Source organism: Streptomyces sp. NRRL B-1347 (assembly GCF_000720325.1).
In the GTDB taxonomy this organism is placed as follows: Bacteria; Actinomycetota; Actinomycetes; order Streptomycetales; family Streptomycetaceae; genus Streptomyces.
The window spans coordinates 1-214 of record NZ_JOJM01000348.1 but is presented as its reverse complement, the minus strand read 5'-3'; the positions used below and the strand labels follow the sequence as shown (position 1 = coordinate 214).

The window sequence follows — 214 nt, the reverse complement described above, 5'->3', positions numbered from 1 at the left end:
CCTCCCGCGCGCCCAGCACCTCGGCACGCAGATGACCGGCCAGCACCACAGAACTCGGGTAGTCGAAGACCAACGTGGCCGGCAACACCAACCCCGTCTCCGCGTTCAACCGGTTACGGAACTCCACCGCCGTCAGCGAGTCGAAGCCCAACTCCTTGAACGCCCGCCCCGGCTCGACCACTTCAGCACCCGCGAAACCGAGCACCGCCGCGGC

Annotated in this window: 1 protein-coding gene; it reads right to left on the bottom strand. The window is 68.2% G+C overall.

Annotation, left to right across the window (positions count from 1 at the left end):
- Nucleotides 1–214 (bottom strand): acyl carrier protein (locus IG74_RS47520; protein WP_037827770.1); only part of this gene is annotated, 214 nt, incomplete at both ends.